At 73.1% G+C, this 15508-nt stretch carries 12 protein-coding genes; all 12 read right to left on the bottom strand.

The window, feature by feature from the left end; all coding sequences use genetic code 11:
* Positions 1-4: 4 nt before the first annotated feature.
* Positions 5-1633, bottom strand: a complete 1629-nt coding sequence (locus ACWD26_RS39580) for an NADase-type glycan-binding domain-containing protein (protein ID WP_451277830.1) — start codon at positions 1631-1633, stop codon at positions 5-7.
* The gene (locus ACWD26_RS39575) at positions 1630-2187 is read right to left on the bottom strand and encodes a phage tail protein (protein ID WP_451277828.1); all 558 of its coding nucleotides are present in this window, start codon (positions 2185-2187) and stop codon (positions 1630-1632) included. Before ACWD26_RS39575 ends, ACWD26_RS39580 begins: the two co-directional genes overlap by 4 nt.
* A 124-nt stretch (positions 2188-2311) precedes the next feature.
* Complete coding sequence (locus ACWD26_RS39570; protein ID WP_451277826.1) at positions 2312-4270, bottom strand: putative baseplate assembly protein; 1959 nt, start codon at positions 4268-4270, stop codon at positions 2312-2314.
* Entirely contained in the window at positions 4270-4731 is a 462-nt protein-coding gene (locus ACWD26_RS39565) for a GPW/gp25 family protein (protein WP_451277824.1), read from the bottom strand. The genes ACWD26_RS39570 and ACWD26_RS39565 overlap by 1 nt, the downstream gene beginning before the upstream one ends.
* Before the next feature lie 61 nt (positions 4732-4792).
* Complete coding sequence (locus tag ACWD26_RS39560; protein WP_451277822.1) at positions 4793-6694, bottom strand: VgrG-related protein; 1902 nt, start codon at positions 6692-6694, stop codon at positions 4793-4795.
* Positions 6694-7419 (bottom strand): CIS tube protein, encoded by a 726-nt coding sequence (locus tag ACWD26_RS39555; protein ID WP_451277820.1) that lies wholly within the window; start codon positions 7417-7419, stop codon positions 6694-6696. Before ACWD26_RS39555 ends, ACWD26_RS39560 begins: the two co-directional genes overlap by 1 nt.
* Before the next feature lie 16 nt (positions 7420-7435).
* On the bottom strand, positions 7436-7861 hold the full coding sequence (locus ACWD26_RS39550) for a phage tail protein (RefSeq protein WP_149828893.1): 426 nt from the start codon (positions 7859-7861) through the stop codon (positions 7436-7438).
* An 81-nt stretch (positions 7862-7942) separates the two neighbouring features.
* The gene (locus tag ACWD26_RS39545; protein ID WP_451277817.1) at positions 7943-8671 is read right to left on the bottom strand and encodes an extensin; all 729 of its coding nucleotides are present in this window, start codon (positions 8669-8671) and stop codon (positions 7943-7945) included.
* A gap of 3049 nt (positions 8672-11720) precedes the next feature.
* Entirely contained in the window at positions 11721-11879 is a 159-nt protein-coding gene (locus ACWD26_RS39540; RefSeq protein ID WP_391005701.1) for a DUF6760 family protein, read from the bottom strand.
* Positions 11876-12442, bottom strand: coding sequence for a hypothetical protein (locus ACWD26_RS39535; RefSeq protein WP_451277815.1), 567 nt, complete (start codon positions 12440-12442; stop codon positions 11876-11878). Before ACWD26_RS39535 ends, ACWD26_RS39540 begins: the two co-directional genes overlap by 4 nt.
* Complete coding sequence (locus tag ACWD26_RS39530; protein WP_257540363.1) at positions 12442-12885, bottom strand: phage tail protein; 444 nt, start codon at positions 12883-12885, stop codon at positions 12442-12444. Before ACWD26_RS39530 ends, ACWD26_RS39535 begins: the two co-directional genes overlap by 1 nt.
* Before the next feature lie 63 nt (positions 12886-12948).
* Positions 12949-14526, bottom strand: a complete 1578-nt coding sequence (locus ACWD26_RS39525) for a phage tail sheath subtilisin-like domain-containing protein (protein WP_451277813.1) — start codon at positions 14524-14526, stop codon at positions 12949-12951.
* Positions 14527-15508 lie beyond the last annotated feature (982 nt).

Below are 15508 nucleotides of genomic sequence, written 5' to 3'. Positions count from 1 at the left end.
TGTTCTAGCTGTTGTTGTTCGAGCGGCCGAAGAATTCGATCTCGGCTATGGCCACCTGCTTCTTGCCGTCGGCGCCGTAGGAGGAGCGGATGGTGAAACGGACGGTTTCGGCGTCGCCGACGCGGAACTTGCGGGGTTGGCTGCCGGCGCCCTGGTCGAGGGTGAGGAACTTGGTGGAGGTGGAGCCGTCGGAGGCGGTGATCGTCGCCTCGATGCGGTGCGGGCGGGCCGACTGCGGGAGCGTGTCCACCTTCTTCGAGACACCGGGCGTGATGATCACGTCGAGCAGACGTGTCGGCTGCTCGAAGTGGGCCTCCAGCCACTCGCCCTCACCGGACTGGGTGACACCCGGGCCCCACCACGTGTTGCTGTGGTTGTCGAACGCCAGTTGTGGCTTGTGACCGGGGTACGAGCGGGACGCCTTGAAGGTGTCCGGGACGACCTGGGCGCGCTTGGCGAAGTGGTCGCGGGCCGCCTGGTAGCCGTCGTCGGCCTGGAAGGCGAGGGTGACGATCAGGGCGATGACGAGGGCGCCGACCACCCAGTTCAGAATCCGGCCGAAGCCGCGGCGCAGGCGGGGGCGGTCGCCCGCCCACGGGGTCTCCGTGTCGCGGCCGTTCAGCATCCGGCGCCACCACGGCAGCCGACCCGGGGCCTCCGGGCGGCCGGCCATCGGCATCGCGCAACGCGCGCAGAAGTGCCGGTCCGGGCGGGTGGGAGTCCCGCACCACGGGCAGGGCACGCCACCCTCCGTGCCGAACTCCGGGCCGGGGGTGCGGACTTGGGGGCGCTGCGCGTCCGGGCGGCCCGGCAGCACGGGCGCGACGCTCGGCTCCGCCGGGGCGCGGGGTTCGGGGTCGGCGACGGGGACCAGGAGGGACCTGGCTCGGTCTGCGGCGGAGGGGGAGGGGACGGAGGCCGAGGGGAGGGGGGTGGTGGGGGCGCTCGTCGGGGTCGGTTCGGGGGTGGCGGGCGTGGTGGGCGTCGCGGGGGCCGAGGCGGACGAGGGGGCCGAGGGGGTGGGGGCGGGGCGGGGACCGGTGGTCTGGGTGTCCGTGCGGACCGCCGTGCCGGGCTCCGGGGCGTGGACGTCGGTGGCGGCGGCCGTGGCCGTACCGGCCTGCGCCGCGTCGTGTGCGGTGCGGGCCGTGCCCGTTCCGGCGCCCGGGAGGGAGAAGGCGTCCCAGCCGTGGTCGTCGCCGGCCGTCGTGCGGCCCGCGGGCGCCGGGTGCGGCGCCTCCGCCCTCGGGTGTCCCGAGCCCGCGCGGTCGGGGGCCGGGGTGGGCTCGCTCGTACGTCCGGTGTCGGCACGGTCGGCGGTCGCGGCGGCCGGCGTACGGTCGGTGGCCGCGTGGCCGGGGGCGGTGGCTGCCGGGCCACCGCCGCCCGCCGGGGCCGGGGCTTCGGTCCGTGCGGGTGCGGGTGCGGGTGCGGGTGCGGGTGCGGGTGCCGGTGCGGTGTCCGGCCGGTCGGCGGCTTCGCTCCGGCTGCGGCCCGTGGTCGACCGGTCCGGGGTTCCGGACCAGCCGAGTACCGCGCCGCAGGCGTCGCAGAACGACTGGCCGGGCTCCCCGCGGGTTCCGCATTCGGCGCAGCTCTGGGCCTGGCCGGTGCCGGGGGTCTGGCTGGTCATCTCTCGGGGATCCTTTCGGCGGCGGTCACCTGGACCGTGTAGGGCATGTGGGCGGGGCGGGCGGCGGCGACGAGGCTGTCCAGCCGGTGTTCGTCCGCCGGGGTGGGGTGGGGCAGGCGCAGCGTGACGTGGAGACGGGGCCGGCTCTCGCCGGGGACCGGGCCGAGGGGGCGGGCGTCCCAAGTCGCGGCGCCGCTCTCGGTGATCTCCGGGGGCACGCCGAACACCAGGCGTACGGCCTCGGACAGGCCGCGCCGGGTGCCTCGTACACGGTGCAGGTACGCGGCGGCGGCGACCGCGGCGCGCAGGCGGTCCTCCGGTTCCGTGCCGTCCGTCTCGGCGCCGACCCAGCCGGCCAGCCACTGGGTGAAGTCCACGGGGGCCAGGGACGGTGTGAAGTAGGAGTCCAGGCAGTCGAGGACGGAGAGGATCGGGGCGAGGACGTCGTCCAGGCCGCCGACGAAGCGTTGGGCGAGGTCGTCGTCGGCGAACACGGCCGGGAGCATCGTGCCGATGGGGGTGGAGGAGCCGAGGCCGTCTATGGAGCCCCTCATTTTTGGCCTCCGAGTGCGCCCGGGAGCTCGGGGGGTGCGGTGCGTCGGCGGCTGCGGGTCCGTCGTGGCTGGTCGCGCAGTTCCCCGCGCCCCTTTTGGGGCTGCGCCCCGTCAAGGGCCGTCCTCACTGCTTGTCCCCGATCACTCGGACCCGGTGGTCGAAGCTGAAGACCAGGGACGGGGGCGAGAGGTCGATGCGGTCGGTGGGGTCGCCTCGTTTGCCCGTCAGGGGGTCCGCCGGGTGGAGTTGGACGTCGTCGACGAGTTCGACACCGGGGACGCGTTGGAGGACGGCGAAGACCTCGCCGGACTGGACGGGGCGACCGAAGGGCCAGCCGCGGCCGTCGGCGCCGCCGGTCAACGGGTCGAGGTGGCGGTAGAGCGCGTCGTGGGCCTGGCGGCGCACCCGGTCGGTGTCGGTGCCCCGGAAGGCGTGCAGCGTGGCGACGACGGTGATGCCCTGGTAGAAGGGCGGGCCGACGGCCAACCGGGTGCCGATCAGGCGGCGTTCGTCGAGATGGCGGGTGATGCGGCGCAACAGCGCGTCACCGGGCACCAGTTGCTCGAAGCGCAGACGGCCACCGGGGTCCGGGACCGCCTGGGGAACCACCAACACCCGTACCGCGTATGCCCCGTGCTCGCCCTCCTCGCCCTCCAGGCAGGTGATGCGGGCGGTCTCGGGGGCGGCGCGGCGGGCGAGTTCCTCGTAGTCGCGCAGGGTCACCGCGCGTTCCTGTGCGCGCAGGGTGATCGGCGCCCGGACCTTCGCCTCCTCCACGGTCTCCGCGTCGACACCGCCGCGCGCCGCCTCGCGGTTGACGACCTCGGAGACGTACGGGACGGAGGTGCGCAGCACACGGATGGCGCCGCGCGCGACATTGCCGGCCCGGCCGCCGCCGGTGCGGTAGCGCACGGCGCGGACGACGGCGCCCTTGGGCGCGACCGCCCCGTACTGGCGCAGGGTGCCGTCGGCCTCCCGTACCGCCGGGCCGAAGGCGATCTCGCCGGTGGCGGCGTCGAGGGTGATGTGGCGGTCGTACGGGGCGGATCCGGCGAAGGAGGGGACGACCTCCCAGTCGTTCCAGCCGTCGTGCTCGGCGGTCTGGAGCAGCACGGGCGGGGTGTCGCCCACCACGGGGAAGTGCGCGAGGCGCAGCCGCTGCCCGGGCAGACCGGTGGACTCGCCGAGCGCCTCGTCGTACACGGTCTCGGCGTGGACGACGGTGGTGGTGCCGCCGATGGTGAAGGCCTCGGCGGCGCGGACGGTCGGCGAGGTGGTGTAGAAGGGCTGGCCGGGGAGGGGTTCGGTGACCCGGCAGCGCAGCCAGCCGGCCTCCTGCCCGCCGGTGCGGGACAGGGTGTGCCCGCCGGGGACGTGCAGGACCACCTCACCCGGGCGGTTCAGGCCGCCGGTGCCGTCGCGGTCGACCTCGCACTGCGTCCAGCCGTCCTCGGTCCACGCCTCCCACACCAGCGGCGGCTGCCGCGGGTCCACGCCGACACCGTCGACCCGGCTGTCCAGCTCCAGCACGACCGCGCAGGTCGGAACGGCGGCGGTCAGCCCGAACAGCATGCAGTCGCCGGGCCGCGGGGACTCGGCGAAGCACATCAGGTCCTTGCCCTCGACGAGATCGGTCGTCCGGTCGGCCACCGGCTCACCGCTCAGCTGCACCACGATGTTCCGCAACTCGCAGGGCACGACGGTCAGTTCGCGCTCGGTGGCGAAGACGACCGCCTCCTCGCTCTCGGTGCGCACGGTGGCGACCTCGGTGCCCACGGGCAGCAGGACCGGCTCCTCCTGCGGCGCCGACAGCCAGAAGGTCACCTCCGTGCGGGCGGCCGAGGGCGGGAACAGGGTGATGCCCACCAGGTCCAGGAACGCCAGATGGTTCTTCTCCGGCACCCGGTTGAGCCGGTAGACGATCTGGTCGGCCATGTGGGCGACCGTCTCCACCAGGGTGACGCCGGGGTCGGAGACGTTGTGGTCGGTCCACTCCGGGGCCCGCTGCTGGATGTAGCGCTTGGCGTCGTCGACGAACTGCTGGAAGCGGCGGTCGTCGAGGTTGGGGGAGGGCAGGGCCATCAGCGGTCGCTTTCAGGACGGTCGGGGCGTTCGGGACGGTCGGAGCCTTCGGAGGCCAGGTCCGGCTCGTCGTGGGAGGGGATGACGTAGAACGGGAAGACGAGACTGCGCGGGTTGTTGGTGCCACGGATCGCGTAGCGGACGTCGATGAAGAGGACGCCCTGGTCGGCGCCCGCCGTCACCTCCACGTCCGTCACCTCGATACGCGGCTCCCAGCGGTCGAGGCTCGCGTACACCTCGTGCTGGATACGGCCGGCGGTGGCCTCGTTGACCGGCGCGAACACCAGGTCGTGGATGGCGCAGCCGAACTCGGGCCGCATCGGCCGCTCACCCGGCGCGGTGGCCAGCACGAGCCGGATGGCCTCCTCGACCTCGCGCTCCCCGCTGACCAGGGCGATGCCCCCGGTGGGCCCGATGCGTAGCGGGAACGCCCAGCCGGATCCGACGAACTGCTCGGCCATCAGCGGGTCACCCTCCTTTCTGGAACGTAGGACTCTTCGGCGGACTTCCGTGCTCCGGGCGTCACGGGATCGGATACGGCTTCTTGTTGACCGTCACCAGGCCCATGATGTCCACGTTCGCCGCCCGGAGCGCCGCCTGGCCGACGGCGCTGATCTGCACGGTCCCGGCCGCGTTGATCGTCGCGGCACCGGCCGCGTTCATGCTGATGGCGCCCACCGCGTTGACGTTGACCGCGCCGCCGAGCGACCTGAGCCCGACCATGCCCTGGCCCTGGAGGTTGAGCGGCCCGCCGCTCCGGATGGTCACCGACCGCAGCGCGCTCAGCGTCAGATCGGTCCCGGCCTTCACGGACACCGACGTACCGCCCGTGATGCTGACCGCGCCCTTGCTGTCCACCGTGATCTCGGTCTTCGTCCGGTCGAGATTGATGATCAGCCGGTCGTTGCCGCTGGCGATGCGTACGCCCTGCTTGCGCAGGCCGGTCTGCTGGCTGAGCAGGTCGACCCGGTTGCCCTCCCGGTCGGACAGGGTGTGCCGGATCGCCTTCTTCTTGACCGGGTCGTGCAGCCACACGTCCTTCACCGGGGTCGGCTTGTCCACGCCGTTGTAGAGACCGCCGATCACGAACGGGTGGTCGAGCGCGCCCCGGTCGAAGGCGACCAGCACCTCGTCGCCGACGTCCAGCGGGAAGATCCCGCCGCCGCCCTTGCCGCCCATCTGCACCGTCCGCGTCCAGTCGCTGACGTACGTGTCGTCCAGCCACGGGAACTGCAGCTTCACCCGGCCCTGCTTCAGCGGGTCCTGTACGTCGGTGACCAGCGCGTTCGCCACACTCGGCAGCCGGGGCGCCGCCGTACCGCCTCCGGACGTCAGGCCGAACAGCGAGCGCCACTGCCGCCCGCTGACGGTCACCCAGGTCTCGTAGTGGCTGCCGTCGCCGAAGGAGTGCCGTACGGACGTGCAGGTGTACTTGCCCTCGAACGGGGCCCCCACCTCGGTGAGCGTCACAGGCACCCCGGGCCGCAGCTGCGGGTTGCCGCGCACCGTGACCTCCAGCTCGGCGAAGGAGGAGGTGATGTCGTCGGCGAGGGACCCGGCCGCGTGCGTGACCTCGGTCTGGAGGTCGTACGGGGTGTCCGTCTCGACCAGCTTGGCCGCCTTGAACGCACCCGCCGCCTTCTGCGGGCTGGTGCCGATCGCGATACCCGGGTTGGCGGTCGCCGGCGTGATCGCGGTGAGCTTCTTCTTCGTCGTGACGTTCCAGCCGCGCGCCTCGACCTTGCCGACCTGGTCGGCGGCGGTCACGGCGGCCCGGCAGCGCAGGATGTCCACACCGGCCTGGAGCACGAAAGGGCTCTTCTCGCCGGGGGTGCTCGTCGGGGGCGCGCCGGACGCCGGCTTCGGCTTGACGAACTGGAACCTCCCCTTGGCGTCCAGCGACATCACCATCTCGTTCTCGTCGGCGAGCCGCGCCAGGAAGTCCCAGTCCGTCACATTGGACTGCGAGATGAAGTCGTAGACCGTCTTCGTGCTCTGCACCTGACCGACCGGGATGCCGTTCATCGCGGCCAGCTTGCGCGCGATGTCGGCGGCCGTCTGGTTGCGGTACGCCGCCACCCTGCGCACCCGCATCAGCCGGTGCCCCGGGTCGTAGCCGCGCACGACGGTGAAGGTGCCGGTGCCGTCGTAGTCGGTCTCCATCCCGGTGACCTCACCCGTGAGCAGCGGAGACGCCGCGCCCTTCCCGTCGGCGACCGGCGCGATGACCACCTTGGTGCCGAACCGGACGTTCAGCTTGCCCAGCAGCAGCCCGTGCGGGTCGCGGAAGGTGAGCCGGAACGCGCCGGGCACCCCGGCCCCGAGATCGACCCAGCCGCCGACCAGCAGATCGGCGTACTCGGTCGGCAGCTTCGCCCCGTCGAGGGTCACATGGATGACGTTGGAGAAGGATGGCTTCACCATCAGAAACCCACCTCCTCGGCGGCCGGCAGGACCAGTTCGATGCCGGTGGGCAGACGGGTGGGGTCGTCGATGCCGTTGGCCTCCGCGATCGCCCGCCACGCGGACGCGTTCCCGTACTCCCGCCATGCCAGCGACTGCAGCGAGTCGCCCGCGACGACCCGGTGCACGCTCTGCGCGGTGAGCGCGCCCGACGTCGGGTTCTGCCCCTTGGTCGTACTGGGGATCTCGTGCAGCGACATCCGGCAGGTGGCCCGGATCGGCACACCGGTCGTCCCGAACAGGGAGTACGTGACGTCCACGGAGCTGACGTACGCCGTGAAACGGGCCGTCGAGAACGACCCCCACTGGAACACCACCCAGGGCGGCGACGGCTGCTTCGCGGCGAGGCTCTTGGCCGTCACCTCGCAGCACGACAGCAGGGACTCCACCTTCTTCAGCACCGTGGTGCCGCTCGGCTTGTCGGAGGAGTCGAGGAAGATCTCGACGTTCATCTCCCGGGGCTCGGGCCCCATGAACTCCGGCAGCGCGCCGTCGCGTACGGCCGCGCTGGTCGTGGTCTTCCACTGGGCGCGCCGGCTCAGCGTCAACTCGGCCGGATTGAACTCGAAGTTGAACGTCTTCATCAACCCGCCCGGCGTCGTGCTCGTCCCGACCGGCGGCTCGTGAATGGCCAGTGTGGCCCGCACGAGACTCTTGCCCGCGCCGCCCCTGCTTCCCTTCGCCATGTCCTGTCCCCGCCCCTCAGTCCGTGAACCCGTGGTGCGTGATCTCCAGGACCTCCGTCGCCACGCCCGGGTTCGCCGGGTCCAGGGACGGCCCCTGCCAGCTCACCGGCAGGACGTCGATCAGACCCCAGTGCGCCACCTCCGAGCCGTCCGCGCGCAGCGCCGCGATCTGGGCCGTCGGGCGCTTCACGCCCGTCGCCACGGACGAGATCCACGCCGCGACCTTCGCCGTGTCCGGTGTCAGCGGTCGCGTCAGCCGGATGTTCGAGAACGTCACGCGGGACGGCAACTGCCAGACGAACCCGTTGTTTCCGCCCTCCTGGCGGTGCTCGATCTCCACCGTCGACGACAGGCCTTCACACCCGTTGAAGTAACCGAGGCTTTCGCCGTCGATCGTCAGCGTGAAGAAGATGGTGGAGCCCGGGTCGAGATCGCGGGGCATCGGGGAGGGCCTTTCTGCGGACGGGGGGTCGGGGTGTGGCGGGGGGTGGGTGAGGTGGTGGGCTGGTGGGTGGGTTGTGGGTCAGTGGCGGGGGTCGCGGAGCTTGCCTATGCGTTCGCGGTCGAGACGGAGTTCGGTGCGGACGAGGCGGGTGATCCGGCCGACGAGCTTGTGTGTGAGTTCGTCGAGCTGGAAGTCGGTGAGGGAACGGGGGTCGAACTGGGCCCTGGGGGAGTCGTTGTCCGCTGCGGAGGTGGGGGGTGGGGCGGCGGGCGCGGTGCGCTGCGTTGTGGTGGGGGCCGTGGGGCGCAGGGAGGTTTCTGGGGCTCGCTGTATCAGGGCGGGGGCCGGGGGCGGGGCCTGGGTGACAGCGGGGGGCGGGGTGGTGAGTGGGGGCGTGGGCGTGTGGGGGGCGCCGGGCGTCTTCGGGGTGGCGATGGTGTGGGTGGTGTCGGTGGCTTGGCGCTGGGCGACTGTCCTGGTGGGGAGAGGGCTTGGCCGCTGCGGTGCCTGCGGTGCCTGCGGTGCGTGCGGGCGCGTCGCGGGGGCGACGGTGAGGGGGGCGGCTGTACGGGACGTGGGCTTGTCGGCCGTGAGGCGTTGTACGGCGGGGCCGGTGCCCGGGGATGCGGACCGGCCCGTCGCGGGCGTGGGGCGGCGCAGGGGTACGGCGGGCTGGGGTGCCTGACGCGCGCCGGCGGGGGGTGTGGTGGTGGAGGGGAGGGACGAGGTGAGGGCGCGGGTGGGGGCCAGGGGGCGCACGGGGGTGGAGACGGGCGCGAACGTGGGTGGTGTGGGGGTGGTGGGCATGGCGGTGGGCGTGAGGGGGGTTGAGGTGGTGCGCTGTACCGCTGGCTTGTGGCTCTCGGCTGTGGTGCCCGTCGTCGAGGGGTACGCCGTGGCGCGCTGTACGGCGGGGGCGTTGGGGGCCGGGCGGGTCAGGGGTACGGCCGGGGGGCGGTGGGACGGTAGGGCCGCCGCCGGTGTGGGCGCGGGAGCTTCGGGGGCCTGAGGGAGCGGGCCCGGGGTGTGCTGCGACGTTCCCTGGTGTGGTGTTGTGGCCCGCTGTACGGGAGGGGGCCCGGCGGGAAGTGAACCGCCGGGGGCGGTGCGCGCGGAGAGAGGCTTCGCTTCCTGGGGCGGGGTGGAGAGGGGGGCGCCGAGCAGGGGGCGTTGGCGGGGGGCGGGGGTGGTGGCGCGCTGGACCGGGGGAGCCGGGGGAGCAGGGGGGCCCGAGGGGGCGGCCGTGGTGGGTGAGGGGGCCGGGGTCGGGAGTGCGGGCGTGGCGGTGGGGGCCGGCAGGTTGCCGGGGGTCGGCGCGCCGAGGCCTATGCGCCGTCCACCGGAGGTGCGTGGCTGTACGGGGTGCGTGGTTGTGCTGGGGGGCGTGCTGGGAAGGGCCGGCGTGGTCGAGGGGACAACCGGGGCCGTGGAGTTGCTGCGGCCGGTCGCTGTCGCCGCCGTAGCGCCGCCGGGGGTGGCTGACGCCCTTTGGATGGTGGCCGGCGCGCCGAGCGGGCTGCTGCCTGATGGACCGGCCGAGAGCGTGCCGCTGGTGCTGGTCTTTGTGAGTGCGGAACGAGCTGTTCCTTCGGCCGCGTTGGCCACGAAGCCAGTCGGGCGGGCCGCAGGGGTTCCGTGATCCAGCACCGGGCGGACGGGCGCGGGGGCCGGCGCGGGCCCGGCGGAAGAGGCCGTCGTGCTCTCGGGGCCGGCCGTTGTCCGTTGGACGATGGTGGCTGCGCGGCTGGTGGCGGGCGTGCCACTGGAGCCGGTCGCCGTGCCGGTGGAGGTGGAGGTGGTTGGCGCGGGGCTGCGGTCGGGGGTTGCTCTCTGGACGCCGATCACAGGATCATCCGTGGTCGGCGTGGCGCTGGAGCCCGCAGCCGCTCTGCCGAGGCCAGTTGGCGTCGCACCGGTGCCGGTCGCCACCGCGTCGCGACCGCGTGCTGCCGCACCGGTGCCGGTCGCCGTTCCGGACGGGCTGGTTGGTGTTCCGACGGACGCGGCTGCCGTACGGCTGGGATTCGTTGCCGCCCGCTGGACGTGGACCGCTCCGCCGGAAGGCCCGGTTGCCGTACGGCTGGCACCAGCCGCCGTCCTGCCGGAGCCGGAGCCGGAGCCGGTGGGGCCCGTGGCTGCGCCGGCGGTGGTGCCTGTGGGGCGGTTCGGCGTGCTGCTGGGGTCGCTTTCCGCACGCCGGATGCCGGCCGCCGGGGTGTCGGGGCCGGTCGCCCTCGTGCCGGGGCTGCTTGGCGGCGTGCCGGGACCTGTCGTCGTACCGGCTGTCTCGCCCGCCGAGCTGCCGTGTCCGGTCGCCGACCGTTGCGTGGTGACCGCCGTGTTGCGCGGGCCGACCGGCGTGCCGTCGGGGCCGCCCACGGTCCCGCGAGGGCCGACCGATGCCCCGGCGGGGCCGGTGGTCGTTGCGCTGGGGTTGGTTGTCGTACGACTGGGGTCGGCCGCCGCCCGCTGGACGCTGACAGCTGCTCGCGGGGCTACAGGCCTGCCGCCAGAACCGGTGACCGTGGCGGCCGCGCCAGTTGCCGTCCCTGCGGGGCCGACTGCCTTCCCTGTGGGGCCGGCTGCCGTCCCTGCGGGGCCAGCGGCCGTCCCTGCGGAACCGACTGCCTTCCCGGCGGGGCCGACTGCCGTCCTGTCGGGGCTGGTTGCCGGCACGGCGGAGCCACCTGCCGCCCCGGCGGGGTTGCCTGCCTCCCCGGCCGGATCGGCTGCCGTACGGCCTGAGTCGGTCGTCGCCCTCTGGATGTCGAGCCCCGTGGGAGTGGCGGCTCCCGCGTCACGGGGACCGGTGACCGTGACGGTGAAGCCGCTTCCCGAGGCGTCGGAGCCGACGCTCGCCCCGGTAGGCGCCGTCGCCCCAAGCGGGCCGCCGGAGGCGCCGACCTGACTCGGTCCCGCATCGGCCGAGCCCGACGCACCGGGGCCGGAGGCCGTAGGCGCAGGCGCGCTGCCGCCGCCCGTCGCCGCACGGCCTGACGAGGAACCGCTTGAGGCCACCCGCTCCGCAGCCGCCCGCTCCGCAGCCGCGTGTTCCGACGCCGCACCGCCCGAAGTCGTACGTCCGGACGCGGTACCGCCCGACGCCGTACGTCCCGACGTCCCGACGACCCCAGAGACCTGTGGCCGCGCCGTCGGCAGCGTCCGGCGCTGCGCGGCAGGCGCGGCAGGCGCCCTGGTCAACGGGGCCGGGTGGGCCACCCGAGGCGGTACCGGAGTCACCCGGGGCCCAGTCGGACGCGACGGCGTGACCCGGTAGGGCGCGCGCTGCACCGGCAGCGCGTCGCCGCGCACGTCGGCCTGGGCCGGGAGCTCGTCGGTGTTCGCCACCGGCAGCGTGCGCGTGGGCAGTTCGAGGCCGGAGACGGGTGCCGCCGACGTGGTGAGGACATCCCTGACCAGCCCGCCCGGCGCTCCGGACAGGACGGCGTGGGACAAGGTTCCGGTGAAGGACGGGTTCTGCCACGTGCTCAACCGCCCGCTGAATCCGGCGTCAGCGACCACGGCCCGCCCGCCGGTGGCCCGCTGGATCGGAGCAAGCCCCTCCCAGCCACCGATCGAAGCGCCCCCGCCGACCGGAGCGACCCCGCCGACCGGAGCATCACCACTCACCGAAGCAGCCCCACTCACGGAAGCAGCCCCACCTACGAACGCGGCGCCACTCACCGAAGACGCCTCAGCCCCCGAAGACGCCTCAGCCCCCGAAGCCGAACCGACCCCGTCGCCCGAGCCAACCCCAGTACCCGAGCCGGCCCCGTCACCCGAGCCACTCCCGTCAACCCCGCCCTGGCGCCCCGCCGACGCACGGGCACCCCGTAGGCGATCCAAGAACCCCACGTCAGCCCTCCGCCCCGCCCCGTGTCACGAGGGACGCGATCTGTTCGGTGTAGCGGCGGCGGTCGTGGTGTTCGAGGTCGAGAATCTCCTCGAAGCTCCAGTGGAAGTGGAAGGCGACGTACGCGATCTCCTCGTGCAGCCGGTCGGTCGCGTACGTCACGATTCCCCCAGGCGGCTCCCGCCGAGTTCGACCTCGAAGGGCTCGGAGCAGTGGGGGCACTCCACGGCGGCACGGGTGTGACCCTCGGCGTTGACCTGCCGGTAGAAGTCCTGCAGGAACGCGAGGTCGGACGCGAACATGTTCTCCACGATCCCGTCGTGGACCATCGGCAGATTGCCGAGACGGGTGATGACCCGGCCGAGCAGTACGACCGACAGATACGCCGGGTTCTCCTGGACGCGGACGTCGCGGAGCGGGATCAACTCGTCCCGGGCGGTGGCGAGACGCATCACGCCCTCCCGGTGGACGTTCCCCGCCTCGTCGACATAACCGCGCGGCAGCTCGAACGGGAACTCCGTCCGCAGCCGCTGCGCCACCGGCGCGGCGGTCGGAGAAGGAGCGGGGGCGGGGGCGGCCGGAGCCACTCCCTCTCCCACGCCCATACCCACGCCCGCGCCCGCAGCCGGAGCCGCACCCGCCACCGCTCCCGGCCCGGCCGCCACGCCCGGACCCGGTACGTCCACGATCGAGCCCGCGCCCGCCCTGGCAGCCGTACGCCGCATTACTCGATGACCAGTTCTTCGAAGACGATGGTCACGGTCTCGGTGAGCGCGGACGCCTCGCCCGCCTTGAGGGTGCTCGCGTCGATCTTGCTGCACCAGGCGTTGCGCATGTTGTACCGCTTCACCGGGTTGTTCTGATAATCCATCATGATGATCGACGCGTTCTTGCGGGCCGAGCTCATCTGACCGTTGATGGAGTCGTTGATCCACGTGTTGAACGCGGCCGACTGGGTCATACCGCGGACCACCGTGCACTGCCCGTTCTTCTGCACACCGGGCAGAAGGTTGACCTCGGGCCGGCCCTGGGCGGAGTTCTGCTGGTACGTGATGACGTCCTGTTCGAGGCTGAGGCCGCTGACCTCGGCGAGGTACTCGACCATCACGCCGTCAATCTGGAGGCCGAAATTATGTGAGGTAAGGGCGTCACCCGGTGCGAGACTCATCTGTTCTCTGTCCTTCTAGGGGGTCTTGAGGAATGGCGTACGAGGGCCGGCGGGCCGGGGTGCTTACTCCTCCAGCTCCCCGTTGCCGCTGGAGAACTGCGCCAGCCGGAAGATCACGAACTCGGCGGGCTTGACCGGGGCGATGCCGATCTCGCAGATGACCCGGCCGAGGTCGACCGACTCCGGCGGGTTGGTCTCCTCGTCGCACTTGACGTAGTACGCCTCCTCGGGCCGCTGGCCGAAGAGGGCGCCCTGGCGCCACTCGTTGACCAGGAACGCGGAGACGTTGCGCCGGATCCGGGCCCACAGCGCGTGGTCGTTCGGCTCGAACACCACCCACTGGGTGCCGATCAGGATCGACTCCTCCAGGTAGTTGAAGTACCGGCGGATGTTGAGGTAGCGCCAGGCCGGGTCCGAGGACATGGTGCGGGCGCCCCAGACGCGGATGCCACGGCCGGGGAAGGCACGGATGCAGTTGACGCCGATGGGGTTGAGCAGGTCCTGCTCGCCGCGGGTGATCTGCAGCTCCAGGTCCACCGCGCCGCGTACGACCTCGTTGGCGGGAGCCTTGTGCACACCGCGCTCGAAGTCGTTGCGGGCCCAGACACCGGCGACGTGGCCGCTCGGCGGGACCACCCTCGACTGGCCGGTGGCCGGGTCGAAGACCTTGATCCAGGGGTAGTAGAGGGCCGCGTACTTGGAGTCGTACCCGGCGGTCTCCTGGCGCCAGACCCGGATCTGGCGGGCGTTGAGGCCGGGCGGCGGGTCGATGACGGCGACGCGGTCGCCCATCAGCTCGCAGTGCGCGATGAGACCGAGCTGGACGGCCTTGACGGCCTCCAGGTCGATCGCGCCGCGCTGGTAGGCGGCCATCAGGTCGGGCACGGCGACCATCGAGATCTCGTCCACGGCCTCCAGGCCGCCGAAGCCGGTGCGGTCGGCGGAGTCGCCGAGGTACTCGGCCGGGCCGGGGTGGGCGTCGTCCGTCGTGGCGGGGGCGACCGGGGCGGGAGCGGCGGGGGCCGCCAGGGCCACGGTCTGGTTGTCGGGGCGCGCGAGCTGCGCGGCCGGCGCCGTCTCCGTGACGGTGATGAGCTTGGAGCGCTCCTTGACCTGGGTGACGACGTAGTTGCGGCCGCCCTTCTTGGCGGTCACGTCGAAGGTCTCGACCGGCTTGTCGCCGTGCTTGACGATCAGCTTGAAGCGCTCGGCGGGGCCCTCGCCCTCGGGGTCGGCGACCTCGACGCTGAGCGAACCGCCCGCGATGGCGGTCACGCTGAACGTGCCCAGCTGCTTCGGCTCGCCCGGCGGCAGCGCGGCCGGCGCGGCGGAGCCCGTCACGGCGGCCGGGCCCTGGGCGGACGCGCCGTCCGCGGCCGTGCCGCCGACCCGGACGACGTACGCGGCGCTGCCGCCGTTGTTGAAGAACCCGTACACCGAGTGCGCGAGGTAGTAGCCGTCGGTGAACTCGCCGAAGGCCGCGACGTACTGGGACCAGTTGGTCACCAGGGTCGGCTCGTTCAGCGGACCGGTCGGGGCCAGGCCGACGAAGGCGGCCACCGAGGTGCCCACACCCTCGATGGGACGCGAGCCGCTGGCCACCTCCTCGACGTAGACGCCCGGCGACAGGTAGGACGGCATGCTCTGCTCTCCTTGGGGTACGAGACAGGTCGCCTCTCACCCTCACGCGCGAAGCGCGTGCCTCGAAACGTCCTCGGGGGCCTGGTAGGGGGCAGTCCTGTTGCCCACAGGGGCAACACACCGGCCCGTTTCCGGCGCCGCGCTCCCGCTCCGCCCACGGGCCGACCGACGGCCCGTGGGCGGCCGACCGGGGTGCGGCAGGCCCGCGGTGCGCCTACGGCGGTCCGGGCACGCCCGGCCGACGTTCCGCGTGCGCCGCTTCGGGTGCCTCGGGGCCGCTGGTGTGTGTACGGCTGGTCGGTGCGCGGCGGGCTGGCGGTCGGTGTGTGCCGCTTCGGGTGCCTCGGGCCCGAAGGCCTGCGTACAGCTGGTCAGGGTGTGGCAGGTCCGCGATGCGCGTATGGCCGTCCGGGCGCGGCCGGTCGGCGATCCGTGTGCGCCGCTTCGGGCGCCTGGGGGCCGCTGGTCTGTGTACGGCCGGTCGGGGCGCCGCGGGCTGGCGGTCGGTGTACGGCCGGTCGGCGGGCCGTGTAGGCCACTTCGAGCGCCTCGGGCCCGACGAATCCGCGTACGGCCGGTCGGGGCGCGGTAGGCCCGCCATTCGCGCATAGCCGGCCGGGCCCGGCCGGCCGGCGATCCGCGTACGGCCGGTGCGCGTGTGGCAAACCGGCGATCCGCTCACGGGCCGTCACGGGGTGGTGGACCGGTGATCCGCTCACGGTCGCTCCCGGGGTGGCGGACCGGGGATCCGCTCATGGTCACTCCGGGGCCCGTCCGGCGCTGGTCCGGGCCCCGGGCCGGAGGGCCTTGTGGACATCCGGGGTGCCCCTGCGACTCCTGACGCCCGTCGACCGCCCGCCTAGCGTGGCTGTGTGAGCCTTTGGACTTCCCTCGAACCCGCCTCCGCGACTGTGGACCCGGGAAGCAGTACGACCGTGCGACTACGGCTGCGCAACACCGGTGACGTGGTCGACGAGTACCG

It is taken from the genome of Streptomyces sp. NPDC002787 (assembly GCF_053592095.1).
The sequence above is the reverse complement of the archived record's forward strand: the minus strand, read 5'-3'. Positions and strand labels throughout refer to the sequence as shown.

Excerpts from the sequence above, each read along its gene's own strand:
- ACWD26_RS39570 (WP_451277826.1), bottom strand. The coding sequence starts at position 4,270 with ATGGCCCTGCCCTCCCCCAACCTCGACGACCGCCGCTTCCAGCAGTTC.
- ACWD26_RS39535 (WP_451277815.1), bottom strand. The coding sequence starts at position 12,442 with ATGCGGCGTACGGCTGCCAGGGCGGGCGCGGGCTCGATCGTGGACGTA.
- ACWD26_RS39545 (WP_451277817.1), bottom strand. The coding sequence starts at position 8,671 with ATGCCCACCACCCCCACACCACCCACGTTCGCGCCCGTCTCCACCCCC.
- ACWD26_RS39565 (WP_451277824.1), bottom strand. The coding sequence starts at position 4,731 with ATGGCCGAGCAGTTCGTCGGATCCGGCTGGGCGTTCCCGCTACGCATC.
- ACWD26_RS39530 (WP_257540363.1), bottom strand. The coding sequence starts at position 12,885 with ATGAGTCTCGCACCGGGTGACGCCCTTACCTCACATAATTTCGGCCTC.
- ACWD26_RS39525 (WP_451277813.1), bottom strand. The coding sequence starts at position 14,526 with ATGCCGTCCTACCTGTCGCCGGGCGTCTACGTCGAGGAGGTGGCCAGC.
- ACWD26_RS39560 (WP_451277822.1), bottom strand. The coding sequence starts at position 6,694 with ATGGTGAAGCCATCCTTCTCCAACGTCATCCATGTGACCCTCGACGGG.
- ACWD26_RS39580 (WP_451277830.1), bottom strand. The coding sequence starts at position 1,633 with ATGACCAGCCAGACCCCCGGCACCGGCCAGGCCCAGAGCTGCGCCGAA.
- ACWD26_RS39555 (WP_451277820.1), bottom strand. The coding sequence starts at position 7,419 with ATGGCGAAGGGAAGCAGGGGCGGCGCGGGCAAGAGTCTCGTGCGGGCC.
- ACWD26_RS39575 (WP_451277828.1), bottom strand. The coding sequence starts at position 2,187 with ATGAGGGGCTCCATAGACGGCCTCGGCTCCTCCACCCCCATCGGCACG.
- ACWD26_RS39550 (WP_149828893.1), bottom strand. The coding sequence starts at position 7,861 with ATGCCCCGCGATCTCGACCCGGGCTCCACCATCTTCTTCACGCTGACG.